This window comes from Prescottella sp. GW823-FHT02E09 (assembly GCF_058797375.1).
In genome coordinates this window covers 401,208-425,696 of record NZ_JBXAJP010000005.1, presented here as the reverse complement: position 1 = coordinate 425,696, position 24,489 = coordinate 401,208, and the positions used below count along the sequence as shown (strand labels likewise).

Here is a 24,489-nt window from a genome sequence, read left to right as displayed (position 1 = left end):
ACGGTCGCGAAGAAGACTGCGGCCAAGGCTCCGGCCAAGACCGTGGCGAAGAAGACTGTCGCGAAGAAGACTGCGGCCAAGGCTCCGGCCAAGACCGTGGCGAAGAAGACTGTCGCGAAGAAGACTGCGGCCAAGAAGGCTCCGGCCAAGCGCACTGCGCGTAAGTGACACCGCCGGCGCCTCGGCGCCTACGGAATTCTCCGTAACTGACACGGCGGCCACGGGATCTTCCCGTGGCCGCCGTGTTGTGTTTTGTGTTGTACCAGATCGGGGTTCGCGTCAGTCGGTGTTGCGGACGACCGGGAGCGGGCTGTCGATGTGATCGGCGGCCACCAGTCGCCCTCCGGACAGTGACAACACCCACGTGCTGGCCTTACGGTTCCGCGCGGGCGGCAGTTGGACGCCGTCCCGTTCGGCCCACCACTGCATGAGATCGGGAATGACGCCGCCCTGGCTGCAGATCACCTGGACGCCCCCCGTTGCCGCAATCTTGCGGGCCCGGGCTCGCGCGCCGGCAGGATCGGCCGCGTAGCCCTCCTCTGATAGCAGCGGCTCGATGCGGATCGGGGTCTGGAGTGCTCGGGCGAGGGGCTCGACTGTCTGGGTGCACCGGGTGCGGTCGGCCGACGAGATCTCGGTGGCCCCGAACGCCTGCAGTTGAGGGGCAAGAGCTTCCGCCTGGACCAGTCCCTTCGCGTCGAGTGGACGCACAGTGTCGTCCCCCGTGTATTTCCTGCTGCTGCCTGCCTTGGCGTGCCGGACCAGGAGGACAGTGGTGGTATCGGGCGGGACCTGCATGAATCGCCTCAGGATCGTCCGATCCATCGGGTAGGACAGCTGGTCGGGAACGCGATCGGGTGGCAGCCAACGTAGTTCGTCGACCTCGTCGTTCGCGGTGAACTCGCCGGATGCGGCCTCCGCTGCCCAGTACTCGACTCTCTTGAGCTTGCGATGACCGGGTATCGGATATGTCACACGTGATAGATGTCGCCCCAATTGCGCTGTTATGCCAGTTTCTTCGCCGATCTCCCGAACTGCGGCGACGATCGCCGTTTCTCCGGGGTCGAGCTTGCCCTTGGGAAATGACCAGTCGTCATATTTGGGCCGGTGTATGAGAGCGATTTCGATCTCATACGGATTCGTCGGAGACTTACGCCACAAAACTGCGCCCGCTGCGAAGATGTTCGCCTTGACCGGTTTGTCGGGGTTGGGCTTCTCGGGACTCGGCTTCTCACGACTCAAGGGCTTCGTTCCTTCCTTCGGCCACGGCCCTCGCGGTACACGGGGCCGTGGTGGATCCTGCTCAGGCGCTGAAGGACCGCCGACGGCGCATCATCTCCTCCTGGTGTTCGCGGACCTTCTCGCCGCGCGCCGGCGCCGCGACCCAGCTGCCGTCGGACTGCAGAACCCAGCATCGGGTGGTGGGATCCAGTGCGGACTCGAAGATCTCGTCGAGTTGGCGGGTGAGTCGCGGATCCTTGACCTGAGCCATCACCTCGACGCGACGATCGAGGTTGCGGTGCATCATGTCGGCGCTGCCGATCCAGAATTCGTTGGCGCCCCGGAAGTGCATGATCCGGGAATGCTCGAGGAAGCGCCCGAGGATCGAGCGGACCTCGATGTTCTCGCTCAGCCCCGGGACCCCCGGCTTCAGGGCGCAGATGCCGCGGACGACGACGCGAACCGGAACTCCGGCCTGCGACGCCCGGTAGAGCGCATCGATCACCTGTTCGTCGACCAGGGCGTTGGCCTTGAGGCGAACCCCGGATTCCCGCCCGGCGTTCTTGTGCTCGATCTCGGCTTCGATGCGCTCGATGATCCCGGCGCGGACGCCGTACGGCGCGACCAGAAGGTTGCGGTACTGCGACTTTCGTGAGTAACCGGTGAGGGAGTTGAACAGGTCCGTGAGGTCGGCGCCGATCTCGGGGGCAGCGGTCAGCAGGCCCACGTCCTCGTAGAGGCGGGCCGTCTTGGGGTTGTAGTTGCCCGTACCGATGTGGCAGTACCGGCGGATAGTAGAACCCTCACGGCGGACCACGAGGCAGGTCTTGCAGTGTGTCTTCAGACCCACGAGTCCGTACACGACGTGGACGCCGGCCTGTTCGAGCTTGCGTGCCCACTTGATGTTGGCCTGCTCGTCGAAGCGGGCCTTGATCTCGACGAGCGCGACCACCTGCTTGCCCGCCTCCGCCGCCGCGACGAGCGCGTTGACGATCGGCGAATCACCCGAGGTGCGGTAGAGGGTCTGCTTGATCGCGAGCACCTGGGGGTCTGCGGCCGCCTGCTCGATGAATCGCTGGACGCTGGTCGAGAACGAATCGTAGGGGTGCTGCACCAGGACGTCGCCGTCGCGCAGTGTCGAGAACACACTCTTCGGTGTCTCTCGCTCACCGAAAGCGGGGTGGGTCGCCGGTACGAACGGGGCGTCCTTGAGGTTGGGGCGGTCCACGCCGTAGACCTGCCACAGCGACGAAAGATCAAGTAGCCCAGGAACTTGGATCACGTCGCCGGGGTCGACATCGAGCTCGCGCAACAGCAGTTCGAGCATGTGCTCGGTCATGTCGTCGGCGACTTCGAGTCGGACCGGCGAGCCGAACCTGCGGCGCGCCAGTTCGCGTTCGAGGGCCTGGAGGAGGTCCTCGTCGCGATCTTCCTCGACTTCGAAATCCGCGTTACGGGTGACCCGGAACGCATGGTGTTCCACCACTTCCATGCCGGGGAACAGCACGTCGAGGTGTGCGGCGATGAGGTCCTCGGTGGGCAGGAACGCCGCGATCGCGCCGGGTGCGTCGCCGGTGCGCTTGACGCGGACGAAACGGTCGACGTTGTCGGGCACCTTCACGCGCGCGAAGTGCTCGCCACCGGTGGCGGCGTCCTTCACCGTCACCGCGAGGTTCAGGCTCAGGCCACTGATGTAGGGGAAGGGGTGCGCGGGATCGACTGCCAGCGGGGTGAGGACCGGGAAGACCTGTTCGTGGAAGTGATCGGACAGCCGGCTGCGTTCCTGGGCGTCGAGTTCGGGCCAGCCGATGATGGAGATCCCCTCTTCGGCGAGCGCCGGACGCACCGAGTCGAGGAAGACCTGTGCATGCTTGGACGAGATCTCCTGCGTGCGGGTTCCGATCAGCGCCAACTGTTCGCGCGGCGAGAGCCCGTCCGCCGACCGTACGGACAGGCCGGTCTCGTCCCGCCGCTTGAGGCCAGCGACGCGAACCATGTAGAACTCGTCGAGGTTGGACGCGAAGATCGCGAGGAACTTGGCGCGCTCGAGCAGCGGCAGCGAGATGTCCTCGGCGAGGGCGAGGACGCGTGAGTTGAAGTCGAGCCAGCTCAGTTCGCGATTGAGGTACCGGGCAACGGGCAGTCCGGCGTCCTCTGTGCCCTCCGGAGTGGCGGCGGGCGGCGCGGTGGGGATGCTCGGCCGGTGGCCTCCCTCGATGCTGCCGGCCGGGACCCCGTGGTCCGTGCCGGAGCCGTCCTCGGTCGCCCGATCGGAGTCTGTGCGTCGTTCGAGTGCTCTCCCGTTGCTCACTCTCCGATCATCCCTCGAGAATTGCAGGCGCGACAATCGATCACACGCAGTTCACAGTATTCAGCGCTGCCGGACACCGGGTGTACACCCCATGTGTTCGAGCGCCGCCCGCGTGGCAGGTCCGAGCCCCAGTCGTGCGGCGGCCGCGAGATCCGAGACTGTGTCCACGTCCTGGCGTAGCCCCGGCCAGTCGCCGCCGAGTGCGTGCGCGCCGGACGCGATGTGACGGGCCGCGGAGTCGGTGCCGAATTGCGGATCCAGCGCGTTGCCAGGCCCGCACGCGAAGAGGGCCGCCGTGCCGGTGCCGGTGTGGTCGACGACGATCGCGCGTCCCACGCTCCGGGCGGCCGCGAGAGCCTCGAGCAACTCGTCGGCGCGCAACGCGGGCAGATCCGCTTGCAACGCCACCAGATCCGTCCGCTCGGGGTCGGTCTGCACGGAGGATGCCGCCGCTACCAGTGCGGCGTTGAGGCTCGACTCCCCGGAGAGCACCCGGACCGGGTCGGGCAGGTGGTGTACGCCGTACCCGTCCGCGATCGCCGCCACCGTCGGATCGGGGGTCACGACCGTGATCCTGGAGAACGGGTCATCCGGTCCGGGGCCGACGCCCGCGCCGACGAGGGTCGCCAGCGTGTCGTGCAGCATGGCGACGACGAGGTCGGTGCGGTTGTCCGCCGACAGCGATGCGGCGAGCCGTGACTTCGCGAGCCGTAACTCCTTGACCGCGATCAGGACATGGGTGTGCACCGGTCGCTGCGATCGGTGCTCCGCCTTCATAGGACGCAATCTTGCCAGTCGTGTCGAGGGTGGCTCGCGACCGGCGATCGGGGAAGTCGGGGAGATATCGTGTTCCACAGCAGTGAGCGGTGTGGGCAGGGTCGGTGGCGGAACGATGCGGGCAGTGAACGGCACGAGCGGTGAGCGCAGATCGGAGCGGACGGCGTGAGCAGAGCAGCGGTACTCGGGGCGGGATCGTGGGGGACGGCGTTCGCGAAGGTGCTCGCGGACGCGGGCACGGACGTGACCCTGTGGTCGAGGCGGCCCGAGATAGCCGACGCGATCGTGTCCCGGCACGAGAATCCCGACTATCTGCCCGGGATCGTCCTTCCGTCGACATTGTCCGCGACCGCCGATCACGAGGCGGCTCTCGACGGCGCCGACATCGTGGTGCTGGCGGTGCCGTCGCAATCACTTCGGGGCAATCTGCAGGGTTGGGCCGGGGCAATCGGTTCGGATGCCACGTTGCTCAGCCTCGCGAAGGGCATCGAGAGTGTGACGCTGCTGCGGATGAGTGAGGTCATCTCGCAGGTGGCCCAGGTGGATCCGTCCCGCGTCGCGGTCCTGTCGGGGCCCAATCTGGCGCGCGAGATCGCGTTGGGTCAGCCCGCCGCCACGGTGGTCGCGTGCTCCGACGAGGCCCGCGCCCTTGCGGTTCAGAAGGCTTGTGCTACGGGATATTTCAGGCCGTACACGAACACCGATGTGATCGGATGCGAGATCGGCGGCGCCTGCAAGAACGTCATTGCGCTGGCATGCGGGATGGCATCGGGAATCGGCTTGGGCGAGAACACGATCGCCACGCTCATCACGCGGGGGCTCGCCGAGATCATCCGTCTCGGCGTCGCGCTCGGAGCGAATGCGGCGACGCTGGCCGGACTCGCCGGGGTCGGCGACCTGGTCGCGACGTGTGCGTCCCCGTTGTCGCGCAACCGCTCGTTCGGTGAGCGACTGGGGCTCGGCGGCTCCCTCGAGAGCGCACAGGCCGCGACCAACGGGCAGATCGCCGAGGGCGTCAAGTCCTGCACGTCGGTGCGTGCGCTGGCCGCCGCGCACGGCGTCGAGATGCCGCTGACGGACGCCGTTCACCGGGTGTGTCACGAGGGTATGTCCGTGCACGATGCGGTCGGTCTCCTACTCGGACGCCGCATCAAACCCGAATAGGGTCCCGGGCGGTCGGAATCGGCATACTCGGTCGGTTCGATCCGAGGCCGCCTTCGACGGTACGGTTTGGGGCGTGAACAATCCGCGTACCAGGGTCGCCGTCGTCTTCGGCGGCCGCAGTAACGAGCATTCGGTGTCCTGTGTCTCCGCCGGCAGCGTCCTGAGGAACCTCGACCCGGACCGGTACGAAGTGGTACCGATCGGCATAACGACGGACGGGGCCTGGGTCCTGGGCTCCACGGATCCCGCGGACCTCGCGATCCGGGACCGGTCGATGCCGACCGTCGATGCGGAGGGGGCCGCTCTGGCGCTGACCGCGGATCCCACTCGAGCGGGCGCGCTGGTGAGCCTCGACAAGACGCAGGCCGGCCAGGCGCTCGCCGCGGTCGACGTCGTGTTCCCCGTCCTGCACGGCGCGTACGGCGAGGACGGCACGATCCAGGGTCTGCTCGAGCTCGCGGGCATCCCGTACGTGGGTCCCGGCGTGCTGGCCAGCGCGGCGGGCATGGACAAGGAGTTCACCAAGAAGCTGCTCGCGGCCGAGGGGTTGCCGGTCGGCTTCCAGGTGGTGCTGCGCCCGGGTACCCCGACGCTCACCGACGAACAGAAGGAGCGGCTCGGTCTGCCCGTGTTCGTCAAGCCGGCACGGGGCGGCTCGTCGATCGGGATCACCCGCGTCGCGGACTGGTCGCAGTTCGATGCCGCGGTGGAGCACGCGCGGTCCCACGATCCCAAGGTGATCGTCGAATCGGGCGTGGTCGGGCGCGAGGTCGAGTGCGGTGTGCTGGAGTTTCCGAACGGTGACGTCCGCGCGAGCGTCGTCGCCGAGATCCGTATGCCCGACACGGACGGCGACGAGTCCGCATTCTACGACTTCGACACCAAGTACCTCGACGACATCTGCGAGTTCGACGTCCCGGCCAAGCTCGACGACGACGTGAGCGCGGCGATCCGAGAGCTGGCCGTACGCGCGTTCCGTGCTCTCGACTGCCAGGGCCTGGCGCGTGTCGACTTCTTCGTCACCGCCGACGGGCCGGTCATCAACGAGATCAACACCATGCCCGGCTTCACGTCGATCTCGATGTTCCCGCGGATGTGGGAGGCCGCGGGCGTCGAGTACGCCACCCTGGTCTCCACGCTGGTCGACACCGCGCTGGCCCGGGGGACGGGACTGCGCTGACGCCGGCCCCGGCCGGCGCAACGAGTTCGGCCCGAGCTCTGCTCGGGCCGAACTCGCCCTGCGTCAGGGGTTGGGAACCGGGGCGGGGTCGAGCGGCTTCTGCGGCATCGACGCGGAGATCGCGGCGGACGCGTCCTGGAGCGGCGTCGGGCCGGATCCGTTCGGAACGGTGAGCGCGACGTAGACGCCGCGGTCCACCGCGTACCACGTGCTGGCATCGATGCCCTGCGCGGCGCCCGAGATCTCGAACCACTGCACGCCGTCGACGACGTTCAGGGCCGATGCCTGGTCGAACTCCGGCGGGCGCTCGAGACCGCACCGCATCACGACGGGCTCGCCCTCGGACGGCTGCCATGCCGCGGTGGCCTCCGGGGCGGGATCGCGCAGCTCGGCGCGGGTGTAGTCGCCCATGTCCTCGGGCAGGTTCTCCATCAGCGCGTTGCACTCGGCCGACTGCGCAGCTGGTGCCTGGACGGGGCCGAGTCCGACGGGCTCGGTCACCGGTGTGCGGCCGGCGATCGCGGCCGCGGCGATCACGCCGACGACGAGGGCGACCGGAAGCGCGATGGCTGTCGCGATCAGTGCGGGACTGCGCTTCTCCTTGGCCTGCGGCTCCGCAGAGGGCTGGTCGGTCTGCTCGGAAGGGGTGTGTTCGGGTTCGGACATCTCAGTTCTCGGTCGGTGCGGTCGGTGCCGCGATCTGGCAGGTCAGGATGCGGGTGATGCCCTGAACCTTCTTCATGTCGTCGACGACGTCGGACAGTCCGTTCTCGCCGTGATCGCCCACGCGGGCGATCACGTCGTAGGGTCCCACCACGTCCTCGGCGGAGTCGACGCCGGGGATGCGGGAGAGCGTTGCCGCGACTGCGGCGGCTTTGCCGACCTCGGTCTGAATCAGTACGAAAGCCTGCACCGCGGGTCCGTCCCTTCCCGTCGTCGTGCGCCGGTATCTCGGTAGAGTCTCGAGAGATCCGGGACCCTCGGAACGCCGGTTCCGGCGCTCCGTGCCGGGATACCGGCCGCAAACTAAAAGGTACCGCAGTCGCGGGACTCGAACCCGTGACCCGGCACGGCTGGACAATCCACGACCGGGACCGACACTGGGAGGCCGATCATCGACACCGCAGGACCGACGCACGACGACGCCGATCGCACGGTCGCCGAACTCGGCGAGTTCGCGGTGATCGGACGGGCGGTCGAGGGCCGGCGGCAGCCGGCCACCACGCTCCTCGGACCAGGGGACGACGCGGCCGTGGTGCGTGCGCCCGACGGCAGGGTCGCGGTGTCGGCGGACATGCTGGTGGAGGGCAGACATTTCCGCCTCGATTGGTCGACCCCCGAGGAAGTGGGTCGAAAAGCGGTGGCGCAGAACGGCGCGGACATCGCCGCGATGGGTGCCCGGCCGACGGCATTCCTGGTGTCGCTGGGCTGCCCCTCGGACACCCCGGTGTCGGTGGCTGCGGGGATCTCGGAAGGGATCGGGCGGGCCGCCGAGTCGCTCGGAGCCGGGGTCGTGGGTGGCGATCTGGTGCAGTCCGACCACGTGGTGGTGTCGGTGACGGTGCTGGGAGATCTCGAGGGCCGCGCGCCCGTGCTCCGGTCGGGCGCGACACCGGGCGACGTCGTCGCGGTGGCGGGCACGCTCGGTCGGTCGGCCGCGGGGCTCGCTTTGCTGCTGGCCGGCCGCGTGCACTCGGGGGAGGAGTCCGACGCGGAGTCTGCCGCGGTCGTCGGCGCGCACCGTGTACCGACACCGCCGTATCGCGCCGGCATCGAGGCCGCCCGCGGTGGCGCGTCGGCCATGACCGACATCTCCGACGGGCTCGTTGCGGATCTCGGTCACATCGCGGACGCATCGGGTGTCCGGATCCTGATCGACCGGAGCCGGATGGAACTCGACCCGCTGCTGGTCGCCGCTGCGGGGCGAGTCGGCGGCGATCCGTGGGATTGGATCCTGACCGGCGGGGAGGACCACGCCCTCGCCGCGACGTTCCCCGCAGGCGCCGTCCCGCCGGACGGGTGGACCGTGATCGGCGAGGTCGCCGGGGGCGAGCGCGGTCCGGCTGTGCTCGTCGACGGACACCCGTGGACGGTGTCCGGCGGGTGGCAGAGCTTCGACGCGGGATAGGTTGCAGGCATGGCTATCTACGCACTCGGTGATCGCGAGCCGGACATCGCGCCGGACGCATACGTCCATCCCGACGCAGTCGTGATCGGGGCCGTCACCTTGGGACCCGGCGTCTCGATCTGGCCGCAGGCGGTCCTGCGCGGCGACTACGGCACGATCAGCGTCGGCGCGGGCACCAACATTCAGGACGGCACGATCGTCCACTGCACCTCGATCGACGCCACCATCATCGGTGCCGGGTGCGTCGTCGGCCACAACACCCACATCGAGGGCGCGACGATCGGCGACAACTGCCTCATCGCATCCGGATCCGTTGTCCTCAACGGGTCCGTCGTCGGCGCGGGTTCGGTCGTCGGCGCGGGAGCGGTGGTCCCGTTCAAGTTCGAGGTGCCGCCGCGCAGCATGGCGCTGGGTGTGCCGGCCAAGGTGCGCGAGGGGTACGAGGTTCCCGAGGGCCACCTCGACCTCAACGTCAAGCTGTACCAGGCGAATGCCGCGTACTACCGCGACGCGCTGCGCAGGCTCGACTGATGGCGGCGAAGGCGCTGGCCGATCTGGTCGATCCCGGGTGGGCCAAGGCACTCGCGCCGGTCGAGGGGCGTATCGCGGAGATGGGGGAGTTCCTGCGCGCGGAGATCGCGGACGGTCGTAGCTATCTACCCGCCGGGGAGAACGTCCTGCGGGCCTTCACGAACCCGTTCGAGGACGTACGGGTGCTGATCGTGGGCCAGGACCCGTACCCGACGCCGGGTCACGCTGTGGGACTGAGCTTCTCGGTGGCACCGGACGTCCGGCCGGTGCCACGGAGCCTGAACAACATCTTCGCCGAGTACACCGAGGACCTCGGCTACCCGGCACCGTCGAACGGCGACCTCACGCCGTGGACCGAGCACGGCGTGCTGTTGCTCAACAGGGTGCTCACCGTCGCCCCCGGAGATGCGGGCTCGCACCGCCGCAAAGGCTGGGAGACGGTGACCGAACAGGCCATCCGGGCACTGGTGGAACGGCAGACGCCGATGGTGGCGATCCTGTGGGGGCGTGACGCGGCGACCCTGAAGCCGATGCTCGGCGATGTCCCGAGCATCGAGTCGGCGCACCCGTCGCCGCTGTCGGCGCGGCGCGGATTCTTCGGGTCCCGTCCGTTCAGCCGGGCCAACGAACTGCTCGCGGATCTCGGTGCGAGCCCGGTGGATTGGCGCCTGCCGTGAAATGGGGTTCGCGGCCGGATTGTCGATCGTGAGCACACCCGCGGAATCCGTCCGCATCCTCGACGCCGATGCCGGCCAGGTTCTCGAGATCGGCCGGACGTCGCGCCCGCTGCCACGCAGGTTCCGGGTCGCGACGGTCGCCCACGAGGAGAACCGTGTGCACCTGCACGCGGACGACGGCAGGATCCTGTCCGCATCGCCGGGGCAGTTGTCCGTCGTCCCCTACCTCGTACCGGCCCAGCACAATCCGCACTACGACGAACAGGACGAGCGGGCTTTCCTCGACACTCCGAACCTTCCCGCCGTGGATCTCGCGGTGTCGGGTCCGGTTGTGCCGCTGCACGATCCGGTGCTGGGGGAGATCGTCGTGCGAGCGCCGTCGGTCATGGGTTACACGGCCGAGGTTCCGGAGGCCGGCACGTTCGGCGGCCGGCCCGTCGGGGTGCTGTTCGACGCCGTCAGCCGCGCGCGGATCGAAGAGTTGCTCCCGGTGGTGCGTGCCATCCTGGCGGACCTGCCGGCGGTCCACGATGCGGCCGTCGGTCACCTGTGGGAGTGGGGGCGCGACGAAGGCGACACCGACGAGGACCGTGCGCGGTTCGTCGCCGGGTTCGGCGTGGAGGCCGTCACCGTCTACCACTCGGGGGACTTCGGGATCGATCTCTCCGACGACGAGGGACTGTTCGAGCAGGCCTTCATGGACGGCTACTGGCCGAAGGTGCACTTTCGTGCGGACCGGACCCCGGTCGCCGTGACCGTGGAGGCCTGACGGGCGACCGGGATCCGTTGTCTCGACTACGCGTTGCCGACGGACGAGAAGTCCGGGCGGCGCTTCTCGACGAAGGCGTCGACACCCTCGCGTCCGGTGGAGCCGTCGGCGGCCGCGGAGATCGACGCGGTCTCGGCGTCGAGCTGCTCGGACAGCGTGTTGGTGCGGCTGCTCGTGAACAGCGTCTTGATGCCCGAGTACGCGGCGGTCGGTCCGGCGGCGAGGGTGCGCGCCACGCGCAGCGCCTCGTCCTGAACCTGATCGTCCTCGACGAGGCGGCTGAGGATTCCGAGGCGCACGGCCTCCTCCCCGTTCAGCACGGCGTCGGTGAGGAGGATCTCACGGGCCCGGGACGCGCCGACGATCCGGGGGAGCGTCCACGACATGCCACCGTCCGGGGTGAACCCGATGGACGGGTAAGCCGGACGCAGCTTGGTCGAGGTGCCACCGATCGCGATGTCGGACAGGCACACGATGCTCATACCGGCGCCGGCCGCCCACCCGTGGACTGCCGCGACGACCGGAACCGTCGTCGCGTCGAGTGCGCGGACGAACTCGTGGAACGCCGTCGCCACCTCGCCGACGAACTCGCCGCGCTGTTCCGCCGACGCGAATGCCCGCACGTTGCCGCCGGCGCAGAAGTTCGCGCCGTCGCCGACGAGCAGTACGGCGCCGATCTCGTTGCCGGCCTCGCGCAGGGCGGAGGTCGCTTCGGTGATTCCGTCGATGTCGATGGAAGTCCCGTTCGCGGCGGTGGCCACGGCCACCCGCAGGACACCGTCCTCGATGCGGACATTGCTCGGTGCGTCAGTTGCAGTCACGTGAGCACAGTAGCCGCCCCACCCGAACCGATCGGAAGGTCGGTCCCACCCACTGCGACGGATCCGGAACAGATCGGGCGGGACTTGCCCCGAAACGACGGAACCCCCGACACCGAGGGTGTCGGGGGTTCCGTCGAAGACTGTCCGGGTGGCTGAATCAGCCGCGGACGACCTTGCCGGCCTTGAGGCAGGAGGTGCAGACGTTCAGCTTCTGGGTGTTGCCGGGGGCAACCTGAGCGCGAACGGTCTGGATGTTCGGGTTCCAGCGACGGTTGGTACGCCGGTGCGAGTGCGAGACCGACTTACCGAAGCCGGGCCCCTTGGCGCATACGTCGCAGACGGCAGCCATAGTCGCGAACTCCTTGTGATAGTGAAACATTGTCTTGTTGCTTGCCTACGAACACGCGAAGTAGCACCACTCGTGCGAGGCAACCCTGCAAGGGTAACCGCATCGGCACGGATTGGCCAAATCATCGGACCCACCGAGGAAACGAGACACCGGCGGCCCCAGAACGAAGGACGCGAACGAACGTACACGCTCGCTGCGCTCGGGCCACCGCGGGTATGCCGGAGCCACCGCTAGGCTTGGCTGCCGAGGCTGCTTCCTTCTACAGGGGCGTGTCCCGTAGGCGTGTGGAACCGGTGCAGGGAGAGGACAGGCGATTGCTCGAGGTCCTGGAGACGGTGGACGGCTCGGCGCTGCACCGATGGGCCCGCGCCTGCACCGCCGGTATCGAGAAGCACTGCGACGAGATCAACGATCTCAACGTCTTCCCCGTGCCGGACGCCGATACCGGCACGAACCTGCTGGCGACCATGCGAGCGGCCGTCGACGCACTGTCCTCCCTGGGCGCCACCGCGACGAGCGCGTCCGGTGTGGCGAAGGCGCTGGCGCGTGGCGCGGTGACAGGTGCCCGCGGCAACTCGGGGGCGATCCTGTCCCAGGTCCTGCGCGGCGTGGCGGAGGCGGCGGACACCGATCTGATCGACGCCCGGACACTGCGCGCGGCGTTGCGGCAGGCAACGGCTCTCGCGCTCGAGGCTGTCAGTGTTCCTATGGAGGGCACGATCGTGACCGTCCTGGCGGCGGCCGCCGATGCGGCCGAGCGGGGGCAGTCGGACGCGCGGCTGTCCGAGATCGCGACGGCGGCCGCCGACGCGGCCGCGGAAGCGCTGATGCGCACGCCGACACAACTGGACGTCCTCGGTGCGGCAGGCGTCGTCGATGCGGGCGGCCGCGGACTGGTCGTCATCCTCGACGCGCTGGTCGAGGTCATCACCGGGCAGGCTCCCGAGCGGGCGCCGTTCCGGACCTCGGGCGCCGCCGGGCACGGCGGCGAGAGCAGCTGCGTGGTCGATCACGTCGCGCATGCCGTGTCGGGTCAGGACTACGAGGTGATGTATCTCGTCGCGGAGACGGCCGCGGACCGCATCGCGCAACTGCGCGCGCGGCTGTGCGAACTGGGCGACTCCGTCGTCATCGTCAGTGACGGCAGCGACGGCTCGGCCACCTGGTCGGTGCATGTGCACTGCAGCGACGCCGGGGCGGCGGTCGAGGCTGGGCTGGAGGCGGGCCGTCTGCGCGGTGTGCGGATCACGTGTTTCGTGCTCGACGCCGCCCGCACCGAACGCCCGCGCGAGGTGGCGGCGACTCCGCGCGCCGTGCTCTCGGTCGTCGAGGGCGAGGGTGCGGCGGAGTTGTTCGCGGCGGAGGGCGCGCACGTGCTGCGCGCCGACGGCGCGATCACCCGGGCACAGTTGCTCGCCGCGATCCGCGCCACCGGCCACCACGAGGTGATGGTGCTGCCCAACGGTGCACTCGCCGCCCAGGATCTGATTGCGGTCGGCGCCCAGGCGCGCGCGGACGACCGGGAGGTCGTGTTCCTGCCGAGTTCGTCGACGGTCCAGGCGCTGGCGGCGATCGCGGTCCACGACGCCGAGCGGATCGCGGTCGACGACGCGTTCGCGATGTCGGAGGCGGCCGCGGCCACTAGATGGGGCTCGCTACGGATCGCCGACGAACGCGCGCTCACGTACGTCGGGACCTGCGAACCGGGCGACGGGCTCGGGCTGGTCGGGCACGAGGTGGTGGTCATCGAGCGGGACGTCGCGGCTGCGGGATGCCGTCTCGTGGAGCTCGTGCTCGGAGCCGGCGGCGAACTCGTGACCATCCTGTTGGGGGCGAAGGCCACCGACGAGCTGGGGGAGCGGGTGGCCGCCTACATCACGTCCCGGCACCCGGGTGTCGAGGTCATGGTCTATACAGGCGGGCAGAGCCGCGACCTGTTGCAGTTCGGGGTCGAGTAGAGGGCGAGTGGATGGCGACGGTGTCGATGCGAGGGGCGGCGGGGATGCGATGGGCGACGGGACGGGATGCGCTCGGTCAGGAGGTCCCGGCATGGCGACGCTGAGCGATCGGCTCGACCACCTGTTGGGCGCGAAGACCGCGGAGGCGCTTGCCGAGGCGTTCGACATCCGCACGGTCGAGGACCTGCTGCGGCACTATCCGCACCGGTATGCGGCGCAGGGCCGGGAACTGACGGAGAAGGAACCCGAGGAGGGCTCCCACGTCACGATCATCGCGAGGGTCGTCAAGGCCGACGTGGTGAACATGAAGAGTCGTCGCGGCCAGATGCTCAAGGTCGTCCTCGCCGCGGAATCGCAGAGCGTGGACGTCACGTTCTTCAATCCGCACAAGGTCAAGCACGCGGTCCGCAAGGGCGCGCGTGCGATGTTCTCGGGCACCGTCAAGTACTTCCGGGGCAAGTGGAGCCTGACCCACCCCAGTTACCTGATCCTGCCGGAGCCGGAGGAGTCCGAGGATCCGATCGTGCCGATGGCGCAGGTGCGGGGTGCCGGGGCGCTGGCCGGGCTGGCGCGAGCCACACAGGAGTCGGGGGCGGCGGTGGACATGTCGATCTTCGACCGCGAACTCATCCCGCTCTATCCCGCCACCCGTGAGGTCGAGAGCTGGACGCTGCTGCGGTGCGTGCGCCAAGTGCTCGATCAGCTCGACCGGGTGGAAGATCCCCTGCCTCGATCGATCCGGGACGAGCACGGGCTGATCGGGCTCGACGAGGCGTTGCGCACCGTCCACCTGCCCGACACCCGTGACGACATCTCGCAGGCGCAGGAGCGGCTCCGTTTCGACGAGGCTGCGGCGCTGCAGTTGGTCTTGGCCCGGCGCCGTCGAGACGTCGCGGCTCGCGTCGCTCCGCAGTGCCCGGCGAAGCCGGACGGCCTGGCCGCGGAGTTCGACCGACGGCTGCCGTTCGAGCTGACCGACGGCCAGAAGGAGGTCGCGCTAGAGATCGCGGCAGACCTGGCCCGCCCCCATCCGATGAACCGGTTGCTGCAGGGCGAGGTCGGCTCGGGTAAGACGATCGTGGCGCTACGGGCGATGCTCCAGGCCGTCGACGCCGGCTACCAGTGCGCCCTGCTCGCGCCCACCGAGGTGCTCGCGGCGCAGCACGCGCGGTCGCTGCGGTCCATGCTCGGACCGCTCGGGATCGCGGGGGAACTCGGCGCGGAAGACGTCGCGACCAAGGTGACGCTGCTGACCGGATCGATGTCGACGCCGGCCAAACGCGCGGCACTGCTCGACATCGTGAGCGGCGACGCCGGCATCGTGATCGGTACGCACGCGCTGATCCAGGACAACGTCGAGTTCTTCGACCTCGGCTTCGTCGTGGTCGACGAGCAGCACCGGTTCGGCGTCGAGCAGCGTGACGAGCTGCGGTCCCGGGCCCGTGACGGACTGAGCCCGCACCTGCTGGTGATGACCGCAACGCCGATTCCGCGCACCATCGCGATGACGGTGCTCGGCGACCTCGAGACGTCGACGCTCCGGCAGCTGCCGCGCGGTCGGTCGCCGATCGTCAGCAAGGTGGTCGCGGCGCGCGAGACCCCGCAGTGGGTGGCGCGGGCGTGGGAGCGCATCCGCGAGGAGGTCGCCGACGGCCGACAGGCGTACGTCGTGTGCTCGCGCATCGGTGACGGCGACAGCGACGCGGAACTGATCAAGGCCGGCAAGGAGCCGCCCGAGACGAAGTCGGCGGTGGACCTGTTCGACGAGCTGCGGTCCGGTCCGATGCGGGATCTGCGGCTGGGCCTGCTGCACGGGCGGCTGCCGTCGGACGAGAAGGACGCGGTGATGAGGGACTTCTCGGCCGGCGCGATCGACGTGTTGGTCTGCACCACGGTGGTCGAGGTCGGTGTCGACGTCCCCAACGCCACGGTCATGGTGCTCGTCGACGCGGACCGCTTCGGCGTGAGTCAGCTGCACCAGTTGCGCGGCCGCGTGGGCCGCGGCGGGCATCAGGGGTTGTGCATCCTCATCACCGACATGACCCCGGGCTCGCCCGCGATGGAACGACTCACCGCGGTGGCCGGTACCAACGACGGTTTCGAACTGGCCCAGCTCGATCTCCGGCAGCGGCGCGAGGGCGACATCCTGGGGTCCGCGCAATCGGGCAGCGTCACGACTCTGCGGCTGCTCTCACTGCTCGAACACGAGGACGTCATCGCGGCGGCGCAGGAGTTCGCGCGGCGGGTCACCGAGTCGGATCCGGACCTCGCCGAGCACCCCGGGCTCGCGGCGATGGTGACGTCCGCGCTCGACGCCGAGAAGATCGAGTTCCTGGAGAAGTCCTAGCCGGGGAACGGTGCGGGATCGGGCCGCCCGGAGCCGCGCGAACGGTCTGGCGGGTGTCTGTCCAGCACGGTTCTTCTCCTGTTTGCAAACTTGCCAATTTTGCACGTCAGGAGCCAGATTTGTGAAGCTTGCGAAGCATCCCGCATCGTGAGAGGGTGCCTCCGCGGAGTGGCCCGCGGCACGGTACTTTTCTTCCCATGTTCACCAAAGTCCTCGTCGCCAACCGCGGCGAAATCGCCATCCGCGCGTTCCGCGCCGCCTACGAACTGGGCGCCGGAACGGTCGCGGTGTTCCCGTACGAAGACCGCAACTCGGTGCACCGACTGAAGGCCGACGAGGCCTATCAGATCGGTGAGGTCGGGCACCCGGTCCGCGCATACCTGTCGGTCGAGGAGATCGTGTCCGCGGCCGAGCGTGCCGGCGCGGACGCGATCTACCCGGGCTACGGGTTCCTGTCCGAGAACCCGGACCTCGCGGCGGCCTGCGCGGCGAAGGGCATCACCTTCGTCGGTCCGTCCGCCGAGATCCTCGAGCTGACCGGAAACAAGGCGCGCGCGATCGCCGCCGCGAAGGCTGCGGGCCTGCCGGTGCTGGCGTCGTCGGAGCCGTCGGCCGATGTCGAGGCGCTGCTCGCGGCGGCGGAGGACATGGAGTTCCCGGTCTTCGTCAAGGCCGTCGCCGGTGGCGGTGGACGCGGCATGCGCCGGGTCGCCGAGCGCAGCCAGCTGCGTGAATCGATCGAGGCGGCCTCACGGGAGGCCGAGTCGGCGTTCGGCGACCCGACAGTGTTCCTCGAGCAGGCGGTGATCGATCCCCGCCACATCGAGGTGCAGATCCTCGCGGACGGCAAGGGCGGGGTCATCCACCTGTTCGAGCGGGACTGCTCGGTGCAGCGCCGCCACCAGAAGGTGATCGAGCTGGCGCCGGCGCCGAATCTCGATCCGGCACTGCGGGATCGGATCTGCGCCGACGCGGTCGCGTTCGCGAAGCAGATCGGCTACCAGTGCGCGGGCACCGTCGAGTTCCTCCTCGACACCCGCGGCAACCACGTCTTCATCGAGATGAATCCTCGGATCCAGGTGGAGCACACGGTCACCGAGGAGATCACCGACGTCGACCTGGTGCAGGCGCAGCTGCGCATCGCCTCCGGTGAAACTTTGGAGGACCTCGGCCTGTCCCAGGACGCGATCACGATCCGCGGCGCGGCTTTGCAGTGCCGCATCACCACCGAGGATCCGGCCAACGGGTTCCGTCCCGACACCGGCCGCATCACCGCATACCGCACTCCGGGTGGTGCGGGCGTCCGCCTCGACGGCGGCGCGAACCTGGGTGCCGAGGTGGGCGCCTACTTCGACTCGATGCTCGTCAAGCTGACCTGCCGCGGCCGTGACCTCGAGGCCGCCGTCGCGCGTGCTCGCCGCGCGGTCACCGAGTTCCGCATCCGCGGCGTGTCGACGAACATCCCGTTCCTGCAGGCCGTACTGGACGACGCGGACTTCCGGGCGGGACGCGTGACGACCTCGTTCATCGAGGAGCGCCCCGAGCTGCTGACGCTGCGCAGTTCGGCCGACCGTGGCACCAAGATCCTCAACTACCTCGCGGACGTCACGGTCAACAAGCCGCACGGCGCCCGGCCGACCACCGTGTACCCGCAGGACAAGCTGCCGGCGATCGATCTGTCCGCGCCGGCCCCGGACGGCTCCCGCCAGAAGCTGCTGGCACTCGGTCCCGAGGGGTTCGCGAAGGCACTGCGCGAGCAGAAGGCGCTCGCGGTCACCGACACCACCTTCCGCGACGCCCACCAGTCCCTGCTCGCGACGCGCGTGCGGACCTCCGGTCTGCTCGACGTCGCCGGACACGTCGCCCGGATGACCCCCGAGTTGCTGTCGATCGAGGCGTGGGGCGGCGCGACCTACGATGTGGCGCTTCGGTTCCTGCACGAGGATCCCTGGTACCGCCTCGCCGCGCTGCGGGAGGCCGTCCCGAACATCAACCTGCAGATGCTGCTGCGCGGTCGCAACACCGTCGGCTACACGCCGTACCCGGAGAAGGTGACGCGCGCATTCGTTCAGGAGGCCGCCGACACCGGCATCGACATCTTCCGGATCTTCGACGCCCTCAACAACGTCGACCAGATGCGCCCGGCGATCGAGGCCGTCCGCGAGACCGGCACGACCGTCGCCGAGGTCGCGATGTCGTACACCGGCGACCTGTCGAACCCGAACGAGAACCTCTACACGCTGGACTACTACCTGCGCCTGGCCGAGGAGATCGTCGAGGCGGGCGCGCACATCCTGGCGATCAAGGACATGGCCGGACTGCTGCGCGCCCCGGCCGCAGCGAAGCTCGTGTCCGCGCTGCGCTCCAACTTCGACCTGCCGGTGCACGTACACACCCACGACACCCCCGGCGGCCAACTCGCGACCTACCTCGCCGCCTGGCAGGCCGGTGCGGACGCCGTCGACGGGGCCGCCGCACCGCTGGCCGGCACCACCAGCCAGCCCGCACTGTCCGCGATCGTCGCCGCGGCCGCCCACAGCGAACACGACACCGGCATCGACCTGCAGGCCGTGTGCGACCTCGAGCCCTACTGGGAAGCCCTACGAAAGGTGTACGCGCCGTTCGAGTCCGGCCTGCCGGCTCCGACCGGACGCGTCTACACCCACGAGATCCCGGGCGGTCAGCTGTCGAACCTGCGCCAGCAGGCCATCGCGCTCGGTCTCGGTGACCGGTTCGAGGAGGTCGAGGCCAAGTACGCCGCCGCCGACCGCATGCTCGGACGTCTCGTCAAGGTCACCCCGTCGTCGAAGGTCGTCGGCGACCTCGCCCTGCACCTCGTCGGCGCCGACGTCGCGGCCGACGAATTCGCCTCGGACCCCGCCAAGTTCGACATCCCCGACTCGGTCGTCGGCTTCCTGCGCGGTGAGCTGGGCACCCCGCCCGGCGGATGGCCCGAGCCGTTCCGCAGCAAGGCCCTCGAGGGCCGCGGCGCCGCGAAGCCGGAAACCCCGCTGACCGCGGAGGACGAGAAGGGCCTGTCGGGGTCGTCGAAAGAACGTCAGGCCACCCTCAACCGGCTGCTGTTCCCCGGACCGACCAAGGAGTTCGAGGAGCACCGCGACAAGTACGGCGACACCTCCCAGCTCTCGGCCAACCAGTTCTTCTACGGTCTGCGCCGCAGTGAGGAGCACCGCGTCAAGCTGGGCAAGGGCGTCGAACTACTCATCGGCCTCGAGGCCATCTCCGAACCCGACGAACGCGGCTACCGCACCGTCATGTGCATCCTCAACGGTCAGCTGCGCCCGGTGTCGGTCCGCGACCGCTCCATCGCCAGCGAGGTCCCGGCCGCGGAGAAGGCGGACAAGAACAACCCCGCCCACATCGCGGCGCCGTTCGCCGGCGTGGTCACGCTCGTCGTGGACGAGGGGCAGCATGTCACCGCCGGCGACACCATTGCGACGATCGAGGCCATGAAGATGGAGGCGGCGATCACAGCACCCCGCAGCGGTATCGTCACGCGCGTTGCCATCGGCGGCGTCCAGCAGGTCGAGGGCGGCGACCTTCTCGCTGTCGTCTCGACACGGGAGACCGCCGGCAACGACTGACGACCAGGCGAGTGAACAGGACTGCAGCGTGACAAGAATCGTCGCCGGCCGTGCCGGAGGCAGACGTTTGAAGGTTCCCGCGAGCGGGACACGCCCGACGTCCGAACGAGTCCGCGAGGCCCTGTTCAGTTCACTCGACAGCCGCATCGACCTCGAGGGCGCCGCCGTGCTCGACCTGTACGCAGGTTCCGGCGCCCTCGGGCTCGAGGCACTGTCCCGGGGCGCCGAGCACGTGTTGCTCGTCGAATCGGATACGAAGGCCGCCGCCGTCATCAAGCAGAACGTGGCGACGCTCGGGCTGTCCGGTGCGGTCGTGCGGACCGCACCGGTCGCGGCCGTCGTTGGCGGCGCTGCGGACCGTGAGTACGACGTCGTGCTGGCGGATCCGCCGTACGCCGTCGGCGAGGACGCGGTGACCGCCGCCCTTGCCGCACTGCTGGACAACGGCTGGGTCGGCGAGGGCTCGGTCGTGGTCGTCGAACGGTCGTCGCGCTCACCGGAGACGTCGTGGCCCGACCGCATGCGCGCCGAGCGCGTCAAGCGTTACGGCGAGACCAGAATCGAGGTCGCCACCTGCTACGGTCTGGATTCATGACTGGCGCTGTGTGCCCTGGATCCTTCGACCCCGTGACGAACGGTCACCTGGATGTGATCGGACGCGCCGCGGCGCTGTTCGACGAAGTCATCGTGACCGTCATGATCAACAAGAGCAAGCGCGGTCTGTTCACCGTCGACGAGCGCATCGAGATGCTCGAGGATGCCACCAGTCACCTGTCCAATGTGCGGGTGGCGTCGTGGCACGGGCTGTTGGTGGATTACGCCAAGTCGCAAGGGATCTCGGCGATCGTCAAGGGCCTGCGCGGTGCCAACGACTTCGACTACGAGCTGCAGATGGCGCAGATGAACCAGAAGCTCTCGGGCGTCGACACCCTCTTCATTCCAACCAACCCCACCTACAGCTTCCTGTCCAGCTCGCTGGTCAAGGAGGTCGCGACGTTCGGTGGCGACGTGGCGGACATGGTCCCCGAGAAGGTGCACGCCCGGCTGATGACCAGGATCGCCGAACGGTCCGCCGAGAATTCCTGACCGGGCCGGACGGTCCCGCTCGACCGCATCTTCCGGCGGCCGGGCGCAACACGACGGCCGACACACCGGCGGCCGCGGCGGCTGAGCCGCGGCAACTGGGGCAGACTGGTTTCCGGCACCAGCGATGGCACTGACGATTGGGGTTGTGCGTGTACCGGGTATTCGAGGCACTCGACGAGCTTGTCGCGATCGTCGAGGAGGCGCGTGGAGTTCCGATGACCGCGGGGTGCGTCGTGCCCCGCGGCGACGTACTCGAGCTGCTGGACGACGTGCGGGACGCGATCCCGGGCGAGCTGGACGACGCGCAGGACGTCCTGGACCACCGGGACAAGCTTGTCGGCGACGCCCGCCAGAACGCGGAGCAGACCGTGTCGAGCGCGAACGCACAGGCGCACGAGACGGTCACCGATGCCCGCGAGAACGCGGACCGCATCCTCGCCGATGCCAAGGCGCAGGCAGACCGGATGGTCGCCGAGGCGCGGTCGCACGCCGAACAGTTGGTGCACGACGCCCGTGACGAGGCGGATGCGACCGTGGCCGAGGGGCAGCGCGAGTACGACACGGTGACCGGTCGTGCGCGGGCCGAGTCGGACCGCATGATCGAGTCCGGCAAGGCGTCGTACGAGCGGTCCGTCGCCGACGGCATCGCCGAGCAGGAACGGCTCGTCTCGCAGGCCGAGGTCGTCCAGGCCGCCAATGCGGAGTCGGCGCGGGTGATCGATGCGGCGCACGCGGAATCGGATCGCCTGCGCTCGGAGTGCGACCTGTACGTGGACACCAAGCTCGCCGAGTTCGAGGACTTCCTGAACGGCACCATCAGGTCGGTCGGACGGGGGCGGCAGCAGTTGCGGACCGGCACCGGGGTTCCGGACTACGACGCCGGCTACGGCGAACGTCGGCGGTAGTACCCCGTTTTCCCGTTTCGTTGCCCGGATTTCCGGGCCGACCACCTGCTGATTTCCTTACGCGGCACCTGATCGCGTACCGTGGAATGGTTGCCCGTTCCATGTGCTTCCCGAAAGAGAATTCGTTGCCATCCCATCGCCGCAGTTCCTCTCGCCCCACCCGGGACGAGGGTTTCGTGCTGGACACGCTCTCTCTGGGTCGTCGTCCGGGTTCGATGCGCACTGTGTCGCGGGTGGTACCGGCTCCCGATCGGATCGGTCTCGACCTGGTCGCGATCGAAAAGGGCACGGACGTGGAGCTCGACCTACGGCTCGAGTCGGTGTCCGAGGGTGTCCTCGTCACCGGGTCCGTTCACTCGGACACGGTGGGCGAGTGCTCACGGTGCCTCGAGCCGTTCACCGATACGGTGGATCTTCACCTCACGGAACTGTTCGCGTACCCGGACAGCGCCACCGAGGAGACCACCGAGGAGGATGAGATCTACCGGATCGTGGACGACGAGATCGACCTCGAGCCGGTGATCGTCGATGCCGTCGGATTGGAGCTTCCGCTCCAGCCGTTGTGCAGCGACGATTGTGAGGGACTGTGCCCCGAATGTGGCGTTCGCCTGGCGATTGCCGAATCGGGACACAGTCATGAGACAATGGATCCTCGCTGGGCTGGGCTCGCAGCCAAATTCGGTGCAGGATCCGAAGCCAGCAATGCACATGCTGATGCCAGCAAGATCAACGAGGAGAAGTAGACGTGGCTGTTCCCAAGCGCAGAATGTCGCGGTCCAACACGAGGTCGCGACGGAGCCAGTGGAAGACCACTGCGCCCACCCTCATCACCTGCCCGAACCGTGGCTGTGGCGAGAAGACCCTGCCCCACGTCGCGTGCCCGTCTTGCGGCACCTACAAGGGCCGTCAGGTTACCGCCGCGGTCTAGTCTGTTCTGTGGCGCTGTGACCAGCATAAAAAGCAATACAGCACCCGCCGGCGGCGAGGGGGATCACGCATCGCTCCTCGCCGCTCTTGGCGTGCCTCTGGAAGAGCCGCTGTTGACGTTGGCGATCACCCACCGCTCGTACGCGTACGAGCACGGCGGGTTGCCCACCAACGAGCGGCTCGAGTTCCTCGGTGACTCGGTTCTCGGACTGACGATCACCGAGCGGCTCTATCTCGCGCACCCGGAGAAGTCCGAGGGCGAACTCGCGAAGATTCGCGCCAGCATCGTGAACATGCATGCCCTGGCCGAGGTTGCGCGTGGACTCGGCCCCGGCGGACTCGGTGCGCATCTGCTCCTCGGCAAGGGCGAGGAGATGACGGGCGGTCGCGACAAGCCCAGCATCCTCGCCGACGGCATGGAGTCCCTCCTCGGTGCCATCCACCTCGAGCACGGCATCGACACCGCGCGTCGCGTCGTGCTCGACCTGTTCGCTGATCTGCTCACGCGGGCACCGAAACTGGGTGCCGGACTGGACTGGAAGACCAGCCTCCAGGAGCTCACCGCGGAACGCGGCGTCGGCGTGCCGGTATACGAGATCACCGCGACCGGACCGGACCACGACAAGGAGTTCACCGCGACCGTTGTCGTCGCCGGTGGCGCCCTCGGCGTGGGTGTGGGCCGTTCCAAGAAGGAAGCGGAGCAGAAGGCTGCCAGCACGGCCTGGAGTGCGCTGTCCGAGGCTGCCGGGTCCACCGAGGCCGAGTCTCTCCAGCCTTCCGGGGCCGACCAGTCCGTCGCCGAGAAGTAACCCTTCGAATCGAGCGAGACGGACCGTGCCCGAACTTCCCGAGGTCGAGGTCGTCCGACGTGGGCTCGAGGCCCACGTCGTCGGCCACACCGTCGACCGGGTCGACGTGTTGCATCCCCGCGCGATCCGGCGGCACCTGCCCGGTGCGGTCGATCTGGCCCGTCGGATCGAGGGCGAGAGCATCGCCGCGGCCGAGCGACGTGGCAAGTACCTCTGGTTGATCCTCGACCCGAGCAACGTCGCGTTGGTCGTCCATCTCGGGATGAGCGGCCAGATGCTCGTGCAGGAACCGTCGGCCGTCGACGAGAAACACCTGCGGATCCGGGCCCGGCTCGCATCGGGAACGGACCTGCGTTTCGTCGATCAGCGCACGTTCGGCGGGTGGGCGCTGGCCGACCTCGTCACGGTCGACGGCACGGACCTGCCGGATTCGGTGGCGCACATCGCCCGTGACCCGCTCGATCCCCGCTTCGACCCCGACAACGTCGTGAAGGTGTTGCGGGGCAAGCACACGGAGATCAAGCGGGCACTGCTCGATCAGACCGTCGTCTCGGGTGTGGGCAACATCTACGCCGACGAGGCCCTGTGGCGCGCCGAGATTCACGGCAATCGACCGACGGACAAGATCAGCGGACCGCAGCTGCGTAGCCTCCTCGAGGCGGTCGAGTCGGTCATGACCGAGGCGCTCGCGCAGGGCGGCACGTCGTTCGACGCGTTGTACGTCAACGTGAACGGGGAGTCCGGCTACTTCGACCGCTCACTCGCCGCGTACGGGCAGGAGGATCTGCCGTGCCGGCGATGTGGTGCGCCCATCCGGCGCGAGAAGTTCATGAACCGCTCGTCGTACAGCTGCCCCAAGTGCCAGCCCCGGCCCCGGTCGATTCGCGGATGACGTGGCGATCGGCCGGGCGGCGTCGGGGCTGA

The 24,489-nt window shown here is 68.8% G+C and carries 23 protein-coding genes; 16 read left to right on the top strand and 7 right to left on the bottom strand.

Features of this window, described 5'->3' with window-relative positions:
- Nucleotides 1–279: 279 nt before the first annotated feature.
- From AC1RIF_RS15510 to cofC, 3 genes are all read right to left on the bottom strand, one after another.
- Nucleotides 280–1,242: a bifunctional NUDIX hydrolase/histidine phosphatase family protein gene (locus AC1RIF_RS15510; protein ID WP_492602233.1), complete on the bottom strand. Its 963-nt coding sequence runs from the start codon at nucleotides 1,240–1,242 to the stop codon at nucleotides 280–282.
- A gap of 61 nt (nucleotides 1,243–1,303) precedes the next feature.
- Nucleotides 1,304–3,439: an RNA degradosome polyphosphate kinase gene (locus AC1RIF_RS15505; RefSeq protein ID WP_492602376.1), complete on the bottom strand. Its 2,136-nt coding sequence runs from the start codon at nucleotides 3,437–3,439 to the stop codon at nucleotides 1,304–1,306.
- Nucleotides 3,440–3,592: 153 nt separating this feature from the next.
- Nucleotides 3,593–4,309: a 2-phospho-L-lactate guanylyltransferase gene (gene cofC, locus AC1RIF_RS15500; protein WP_492602232.1), complete on the bottom strand. Its 717-nt coding sequence runs from the start codon at nucleotides 4,307–4,309 to the stop codon at nucleotides 3,593–3,595.
- A gap of 165 nt (nucleotides 4,310–4,474) precedes the next feature.
- Between cofC and AC1RIF_RS15495 the strand changes: the two genes are divergently transcribed.
- Nucleotides 4,475–5,473, top strand: a complete 999-nt coding sequence (locus AC1RIF_RS15495; RefSeq protein WP_492602231.1) for an NAD(P)H-dependent glycerol-3-phosphate dehydrogenase — start codon at nucleotides 4,475–4,477, stop codon at nucleotides 5,471–5,473.
- A gap of 73 nt (nucleotides 5,474–5,546) precedes the next feature.
- Entirely contained in the window at nucleotides 5,547–6,653 is a 1,107-nt protein-coding gene (locus AC1RIF_RS15490) for a D-alanine--D-alanine ligase family protein (RefSeq protein ID WP_492602230.1), read from the top strand.
- A gap of 63 nt (nucleotides 6,654–6,716) precedes the next feature.
- Here the strand turns inward: AC1RIF_RS15490 and AC1RIF_RS15485 are convergent, their stop codons facing one another.
- Complete coding sequence (locus AC1RIF_RS15485) at nucleotides 6,717–7,319, bottom strand: DUF3515 domain-containing protein (RefSeq protein WP_492602229.1); 603 nt, start codon at nucleotides 7,317–7,319, stop codon at nucleotides 6,717–6,719.
- 1 nt (nucleotide 7,320) lies between these two features.
- Nucleotides 7,321–7,566, bottom strand: a complete 246-nt coding sequence (locus AC1RIF_RS15480) for an Lrp/AsnC ligand binding domain-containing protein (protein WP_492602228.1) — start codon at nucleotides 7,564–7,566, stop codon at nucleotides 7,321–7,323.
- A gap of 267 nt (nucleotides 7,567–7,833) precedes the next feature.
- Here AC1RIF_RS15480 and AC1RIF_RS15475 point away from each other — a divergent pair, with 267 nt between their 5' ends.
- From AC1RIF_RS15475 to AC1RIF_RS15460, 4 genes are read left to right on the top strand one after another with little or no spacing between them, the layout of a single operon-like run.
- Complete coding sequence (locus AC1RIF_RS15475; protein WP_492602227.1) at nucleotides 7,834–8,781, top strand: thiamine-phosphate kinase; 948 nt, start codon at nucleotides 7,834–7,836, stop codon at nucleotides 8,779–8,781.
- A 9-nt stretch (nucleotides 8,782–8,790) separates the two neighbouring features.
- Nucleotides 8,791–9,312 (top strand): gamma carbonic anhydrase family protein, encoded by a 522-nt coding sequence (locus AC1RIF_RS15470; RefSeq protein WP_492602226.1) that lies wholly within the window; start codon nucleotides 8,791–8,793, stop codon nucleotides 9,310–9,312.
- Nucleotides 9,312–9,989 carry a uracil-DNA glycosylase gene (locus AC1RIF_RS15465; protein ID WP_492602225.1) on the top strand — a complete coding sequence of 226 codons (678 nt, stop codon included), beginning with the start codon at nucleotides 9,312–9,314 and terminating at the stop codon, nucleotides 9,987–9,989. Before AC1RIF_RS15470 ends, AC1RIF_RS15465 begins: the two co-directional genes overlap by 1 nt.
- A 28-nt stretch (nucleotides 9,990–10,017) precedes the next feature.
- Nucleotides 10,018–10,758, top strand: a complete 741-nt coding sequence (locus AC1RIF_RS15460) for a hypothetical protein (RefSeq protein ID WP_492602224.1) — start codon at nucleotides 10,018–10,020, stop codon at nucleotides 10,756–10,758.
- Between the two features lie 26 nt (nucleotides 10,759–10,784).
- Here the strand turns inward: AC1RIF_RS15460 and AC1RIF_RS15455 are convergent, their stop codons facing one another.
- Both AC1RIF_RS15455 and rpmB read right to left on the bottom strand, forming a co-directional pair.
- On the bottom strand, nucleotides 10,785–11,579 hold the full coding sequence (locus tag AC1RIF_RS15455) for an enoyl-CoA hydratase/isomerase family protein (protein WP_492602223.1): 795 nt from the start codon (nucleotides 11,577–11,579) through the stop codon (nucleotides 10,785–10,787).
- 157 nt (nucleotides 11,580–11,736) lie between these two features.
- Nucleotides 11,737–11,928 carry a 50S ribosomal protein L28 gene (gene rpmB / locus AC1RIF_RS15450; RefSeq protein ID WP_031940602.1) on the bottom strand — a complete coding sequence of 64 codons (192 nt, stop codon included), beginning with the start codon at nucleotides 11,926–11,928 and terminating at the stop codon, nucleotides 11,737–11,739.
- Between the two features lie 314 nt (nucleotides 11,929–12,242).
- Between rpmB and AC1RIF_RS15445 the strand changes: the two genes are divergently transcribed.
- The 10 genes from AC1RIF_RS15445 (at nucleotide 12,243) to mutM (ending at nucleotide 24,457) form a co-directional block, all read left to right on the top strand.
- Nucleotides 12,243–13,886 carry a fatty acid kinase ATP-binding subunit FakA gene (locus AC1RIF_RS15445; RefSeq protein ID WP_492602222.1) on the top strand — a complete coding sequence of 548 codons (1,644 nt, stop codon included), beginning with the start codon at nucleotides 12,243–12,245 and terminating at the stop codon, nucleotides 13,884–13,886.
- A gap of 91 nt (nucleotides 13,887–13,977) precedes the next feature.
- Nucleotides 13,978–16,233 carry an ATP-dependent DNA helicase RecG gene (recG, locus tag AC1RIF_RS15440; protein ID WP_492602221.1) on the top strand — a complete coding sequence of 752 codons (2,256 nt, stop codon included), beginning with the start codon at nucleotides 13,978–13,980 and terminating at the stop codon, nucleotides 16,231–16,233.
- 197 nt (nucleotides 16,234–16,430) lie between these two features.
- Complete coding sequence (locus tag AC1RIF_RS15435) at nucleotides 16,431–19,838, top strand: pyruvate carboxylase (protein WP_492602220.1); 3,408 nt, start codon at nucleotides 16,431–16,433, stop codon at nucleotides 19,836–19,838.
- 28 nt (nucleotides 19,839–19,866) lie between these two features.
- Nucleotides 19,867–20,433: a 16S rRNA (guanine(966)-N(2))-methyltransferase RsmD gene (gene rsmD / locus AC1RIF_RS15430; protein WP_492602219.1), complete on the top strand. Its 567-nt coding sequence runs from the start codon at nucleotides 19,867–19,869 to the stop codon at nucleotides 20,431–20,433.
- Entirely contained in the window at nucleotides 20,430–20,924 is a 495-nt protein-coding gene (gene coaD / locus AC1RIF_RS15425; RefSeq protein ID WP_492602218.1) for a pantetheine-phosphate adenylyltransferase, read from the top strand. Before rsmD ends, coaD begins: the two co-directional genes overlap by 4 nt.
- Nucleotides 20,925–21,073: 149 nt before the next feature.
- Nucleotides 21,074–21,829 (top strand): DivIVA domain-containing protein, encoded by a 756-nt coding sequence (locus tag AC1RIF_RS15420; RefSeq protein WP_492602217.1) that lies wholly within the window; start codon nucleotides 21,074–21,076, stop codon nucleotides 21,827–21,829.
- A gap of 101 nt (nucleotides 21,830–21,930) precedes the next feature.
- Nucleotides 21,931–22,572 carry a YceD family protein gene (locus tag AC1RIF_RS15415; RefSeq protein ID WP_492602375.1) on the top strand — a complete coding sequence of 214 codons (642 nt, stop codon included), beginning with the start codon at nucleotides 21,931–21,933 and terminating at the stop codon, nucleotides 22,570–22,572.
- A 2-nt stretch (nucleotides 22,573–22,574) separates the two neighbouring features.
- Nucleotides 22,575–22,757, top strand: coding sequence for a 50S ribosomal protein L32 (rpmF, locus tag AC1RIF_RS15410; RefSeq protein ID WP_081880878.1), 183 nt, complete (start codon nucleotides 22,575–22,577; stop codon nucleotides 22,755–22,757).
- 16 nt (nucleotides 22,758–22,773) lie between these two features.
- The gene (gene rnc / locus AC1RIF_RS15405) at nucleotides 22,774–23,565 is read left to right on the top strand and encodes a ribonuclease III (RefSeq protein WP_492602216.1); all 792 of its coding nucleotides are present in this window, start codon (nucleotides 22,774–22,776) and stop codon (nucleotides 23,563–23,565) included.
- 25 nt (nucleotides 23,566–23,590) lie between these two features.
- Nucleotides 23,591–24,457, top strand: coding sequence for a bifunctional DNA-formamidopyrimidine glycosylase/DNA-(apurinic or apyrimidinic site) lyase (gene mutM, locus AC1RIF_RS15400; RefSeq protein ID WP_492602215.1), 867 nt, complete (start codon nucleotides 23,591–23,593; stop codon nucleotides 24,455–24,457).
- Nucleotides 24,458–24,489 lie beyond the last annotated feature (32 nt).

Bases quoted from the DNA above. Each gene is read 5' to 3' on its own strand.
- recG (WP_492602221.1), top strand. From the start codon at position 13,978: ATGGCGACGCTGAGCGATCGGCTCGACCACCTGTTGGGCGCGAAGACC.
- AC1RIF_RS15415 (WP_492602375.1), top strand. From the start codon at position 21,931: ATGTGCTTCCCGAAAGAGAATTCGTTGCCATCCCATCGCCGCAGTTCC.
- rpmB (WP_031940602.1), bottom strand. From the start codon at position 11,928: ATGGCTGCCGTCTGCGACGTATGCGCCAAGGGGCCCGGCTTCGGTAAG.
- AC1RIF_RS15485 (WP_492602229.1), bottom strand. From the start codon at position 7,319: ATGTCCGAACCCGAACACACCCCTTCCGAGCAGACCGACCAGCCCTCT.
- AC1RIF_RS15465 (WP_492602225.1), top strand. From the start codon at position 9,312: ATGGCGGCGAAGGCGCTGGCCGATCTGGTCGATCCCGGGTGGGCCAAG.
- coaD (WP_492602218.1), top strand. From the start codon at position 20,430: ATGACTGGCGCTGTGTGCCCTGGATCCTTCGACCCCGTGACGAACGGT.
- AC1RIF_RS15470 (WP_492602226.1), top strand. From the start codon at position 8,791: ATGGCTATCTACGCACTCGGTGATCGCGAGCCGGACATCGCGCCGGAC.
- AC1RIF_RS15435 (WP_492602220.1), top strand. From the start codon at position 16,431: ATGTTCACCAAAGTCCTCGTCGCCAACCGCGGCGAAATCGCCATCCGC.
- cofC (WP_492602232.1), bottom strand. From the start codon at position 4,309: ATGAAGGCGGAGCACCGATCGCAGCGACCGGTGCACACCCATGTCCTG.